The organism is Streptomyces sp. 8K308 (genome assembly GCF_004348315.1).
Taxonomy (GTDB): Bacteria; Actinomycetota; Actinomycetes; order Streptomycetales; family Streptomycetaceae; genus Streptomyces.
Window position 1 is genome coordinate 1 of the sequence record NZ_SMKC01000477.1, and the last position, 4,259, is coordinate 4,259.

At 77.2% G+C, this 4,259-nt stretch carries 2 protein-coding genes; both read right to left on the reverse strand.

Features of this window, described 5'->3' with window-relative positions; all coding sequences use genetic code 11:
• On the reverse strand, window positions 1-2,826 hold a 2,826-nt coding region (locus E1265_RS34285; RefSeq protein ID WP_132934860.1), incomplete at its 3' end, for a type I polyketide synthase.
• Between the two features lie 5 nt (window positions 2,827-2,831).
• Window positions 2,832-4,259 (reverse strand): SDR family oxidoreductase (locus E1265_RS34290; RefSeq protein ID WP_132934861.1); only part of this gene is annotated, 1,428 nt, incomplete at its 5' end.

The window sequence follows — 4,259 nt, forward strand, 5'->3', positions numbered from 1 at the left end:
GGGTGGGGGAGTGGGGGAGACCCCGGCTGTCGCCGTCAGCACCGCGGCCGCCGTCGAGGCCGTTTCGGCCAGGAGCGCGGAGAGTTCGGCCGCCACCGGATGGGCGAACGCCGCCAGGGGGTCGCCGGTCAGGAGGCCGCGCGCCGCAGGTGGGAGGGAGACCAGCGGGCCGCCGAGGTCGAGGCGGACGCCGGCCCGGCGGCGGGTGAGGAGCGGCGTGACGTCGGGCTCGGCGCCGTTCGCCCACAGCGCGGTGAGCACCCGGCGCAGTTGGGCCAGGCAGTCGCGGACGGGCGCGTGCGCGGCGACCACCACGCGGTCGCGGCCGGCGAGCGTGTCGTCGATGAGGGAGCCGAGTCGGCCCGCGCCGAGTTGGACGAAGGCGCGGAAGCCGGCGTCGTGGAGGGCGCCGATCAGCGGTCTGAACCGGACGGGTTCCAGCAGGTGGCGGATGAACAGCTCCCGCACGGCGGCCGGTTGTGCCGGGTAAGGGGCGGCGGTGGTGGCCGACCAGACGGGCGTGGTCGGGGCGTGCAGGGTGTAGGCCTCGACGGCGCGCCGGATGGGGCCGAGGTAGGGGGCGAGCATGGGGGTGTGGAAGCCGGAGCGGAACGGCAGGATCTGCGCGATGACGCCGCGCTCGCGTACCGCGTCGACCAGCTCCTCGACGGCCGGTTCCGGTCCGCAGACCATCGACTGGTTGGGGGCGTTGTCGTGGGAGAGGACCACGTCGTCCCGACCGGACAGTTCCTCGCCCACCCGCTCGGCCGGCATGCCGAGCACCGCGAAGGCCACGCCGGGCACCCGCAGCGCGTCGGGGTCGAACTCGGCGAGGAAGGCGTCCACCTCGGCGGCGGCGTGGATGCCGCCGCTTGCCATCGCGGTCCACTCCCCCACGCTGTGGCCCGCGACCGCGTCGGGGACGACGCCGACCCGCCGCAGGGCCGTGTCGAGCAGCCGGCCGAGTTGGAAAACGGCGGCGCCGTGTCGCCCGATGTCGCCGACCGTGGCCCGCGCGGGCGCCGGCAGCCCGAACCACGCGCCGAGCGCGTCGGCCCTGGGGTCGAACTCGGCCTCCAGGCCGGGGAAGACGAAGGCGGTCCGGCCGCCGGCGGGCCCGAGCAGGGGACGCGGCCCGAACCAGACGTCGCCGCGGCCACGCCAGGGCGCGCCCCGGGCGACGGCCCTGCGGGCCAGCGCGAGCCGGCGGGCCGTGGGGTCGACGACGCCCAGCCTGGCCGGGCCCGCGTCAGGCGCGGTCTCCGGAAGGCCGGTGGCGAGCACGGTGGAGTCGTCGGCGGCCAGCAGCGCCGCGAGCGCGCCGGCGTCGGGGGCGGCGAGCCGCAGCACGCGTTCTGGTTCGGCGACGGTGAGGGACGGCGCCCGGCGGGGCGGGGCCGTGGCGTGCGCCTCGGCACGCGCCTCGGCGGGCGCTTCGAGGACCACGTGGGCGTTGATGCCGCCGAAGCCGAAGGCGTTGGCGCCGGCCCGCCGGGGCGCGCCGTCGGCCGGCGGCTCCCAGAGGGCGGCCTCGGCCAGCGGCGCGAACCGGGTGGTGGCGAGGGCCGGGTTGGGGTCCTCGCAGTGCAACGTCGGCGGCAGCACGCCGTGGTGGATGGCGAGCGCCGCCTTGATCAGGCCGGCGATGCCGGCCGCCGGCATGGTGTGGCCGATCATCGACTTGACCGAGCCGATGGCGGCCCTGGGGCCGTCCGGCGGGCCGAACACCTCGGTGATGGTGGCGAGTTCGGCGCGGTCGCCGGCCGGGGTCGCGGTGCCGTGCGCCTCCAGCAGCCCGAGGGCGCCCGGGGCGCGCGGGTCGAGCCCGGCGGCCGCCCAGGCCAGCCGCACGGCGCGGGCCTGGCCGTCGGGGTCGGGGTTGAGCAGGCTGGCGGACCGGCCGTCGCTGGCCACGCCGGTGCCGCGCACCACGGCGTAGATCCGGTCGCCGTCGCGCTCGGCGTCGGCGAGCCGTTTGAGGACGACGACGCCGGTGCCCTCGCCGATCAGTACGCCGTCGGCGTCCCGGTGGAAGGGGCGGATGCGCTCGCTCGGCGACAGGGCGCCGAGCTGGCTGAAGACGCTCCAGAGGGTGATGTCGTGGCAGTGGTGCACACCGCCGGCCAGCATCAGGTCGCAGCGTCCGGTGGCGAGTTCGCGCACCGCGTGGTCGACGGCCACCAGCGAGGAGGCGCAGGCGGCGTCCACGGTGTAGGCGGGGCCGCGCAGGTCGAGGCGGTTGGCGACCCGGGAGGCGGCCAGGTTGGGCACCAGACCGATGGCCGACTCGGGCCGCTCCGGCCCGAGTTGACCGGCGAACGACTCGCGGATGCGGTCGAGCCGCGCCTCGTCGAGCTCGGGCGCCAACTCGCGCAGGGTGCGGACGAGTTGGCCGGCGGTGCGGACCCGCTGGTCGAGGCGGACAAGACCGGGGGTGAGGTAGCCGCCGCGGCCGAGGACGACGCCGGCCCTGGCCCGGTCGCTGGGCAGCGCCCGCTCGCCGCCGGCGTCCCTGATGGACTGGTGGGCCACGTGCAGGGCGATCAGCTGGTCGGGCTCGGTGCCGGGCACCGACGCCGGCATGACTCCGAAGCCCGCGACGTCGAACTCGGTGGTCGCGTCGACGAAGCCGCCACGCCGGCAGTAGACGCGGTCGGCGCGCCGTGGCCCGGCCGGCTGGTAGTACTCGGCGTCCCAGCGGTCGGCCGGCACCTCGCCGATGGCGTCGACGCCGTGGGTGATGTTCTGCCAGTAGCTGGCCAGGTCGCCGGCGCCGGGCAGCAGGACGGCCATCCCGACGACGGCGACCGGTGGGTGTCGCGGCACGGGCGTCACCACCCGGACGCCGCGTAGACCACCGCGTGGGTCCCGGGCGTGCCCCAGGCCAGCTCGCGGAGCAGGGCGAGCGGGCCCTCCTCCGGATCGATCAGCCTGACACCGCGGGCGGCGTAGGAGCGCGTCAGCTCGGGGGTGACCATGCCGCCGCCCGTCTCGCTCGCGGCCCAGGGCCCCCAGTGGACGGTGAGGCCGCGGCGGCCAGGCGCCGACCACTGGCGGCCGAGTTCCTCCAGGGCGTCGTTGGCCGCCGCGTAGTCGCTCTGGCCGCGGTTGCCGAGCGCGGCGGCGATGCTGCCGAAGAGCACGGCGAACCGGGGGGTCGTGGGGAGCGCGCCGACGGCGTCGAGGAGAGTGCGGGCGCCGTCGACCTTGGTGGCGAAGACACGCCGGAACGACTCGGGGGACTTCTCGGCGATCAGCCGGTCCTCGATGATGCCGGCGGCGTGCACGACGCCGTCGATCCTGCCGTGCTCGGCGTGGATGTCCTTGACGGTGGCGCGCACCGCCTCGGCGTCGAGGACGTCGACCGAGTGGTAGCGGACGGGGCTGCCGAGGGCGCGCAGTTCGGCGAGGGTGTCGCGAACCTCGCGTTCGGCCAGGGTGGCGGCGGCGGCGCGCTCGATGGCGGCGGGCGAGGTGAGTCCCGCGGCGAGGTAGGCGGCGCGCAGTGCCGACCGGTCGGCGGCGCCGGCGGTGGCCGGGTCCTCGGTGGCGGCGGGCGCCGGGGTCCTGCCGAGGAGTTCGAGGCGGCACCGGCCCGCGGCGGCGACGGCCCGGGCGAAGCGGGCGGTGATGCCGCGGGCGCCGCCGGCGAGCAACAGCACGGCTTCGTGGTCGAGGCCGAGGGCGGCGGCCTCGGCGGCGCCGTCGCCTGCCGGTCCCGCGCCGGTGGCGGCGAGCGGGCCGAGGTCGGTGGGGGTGAGCCGGAGGGCGCGGCGGCGGCCGCCGTCGACGAGGAGGACGGGTTCGCGGTCGGTGGCGGTGAGTTCGGCCAGGACGCGGTCGGCGATCGCCTCGCTGGTGTCGGCGGATCCGACGCGCAACAGGGTGGCGCGGGTCTCCGGGTATTCGCGGGCGATGGTGCGGAACAGGCCGCGCAGCCCGGTGGCTGGTCCGGCGGCGCGCTCGACGGCGAGCAGTTGGCGGGGGGCACGGGCGAGCAGGGTCTGGAAGAGGGGGAACGCGTCGGGCAGCGGGGGTTCCGCGCCGTCGTGGGAGGTGAAGGCGTCGAGGTAGAGGACGAGGTCGGCGTCGCCGTCCGGGAGTCGGCCGGTGGGGGCGGCCCGGGTGGTGGCGCCGGCCTCGTCGAGGCGGGCGGCCAGAGCGGTGGCGAGGTCGCCGCCGCCGACGAGGTGGACGGCGGTGCCGGGCGGCAGGGTGCCGGTGGGCTCGGGCAGTTCGTGCTCGGTGAACTCCAGGCG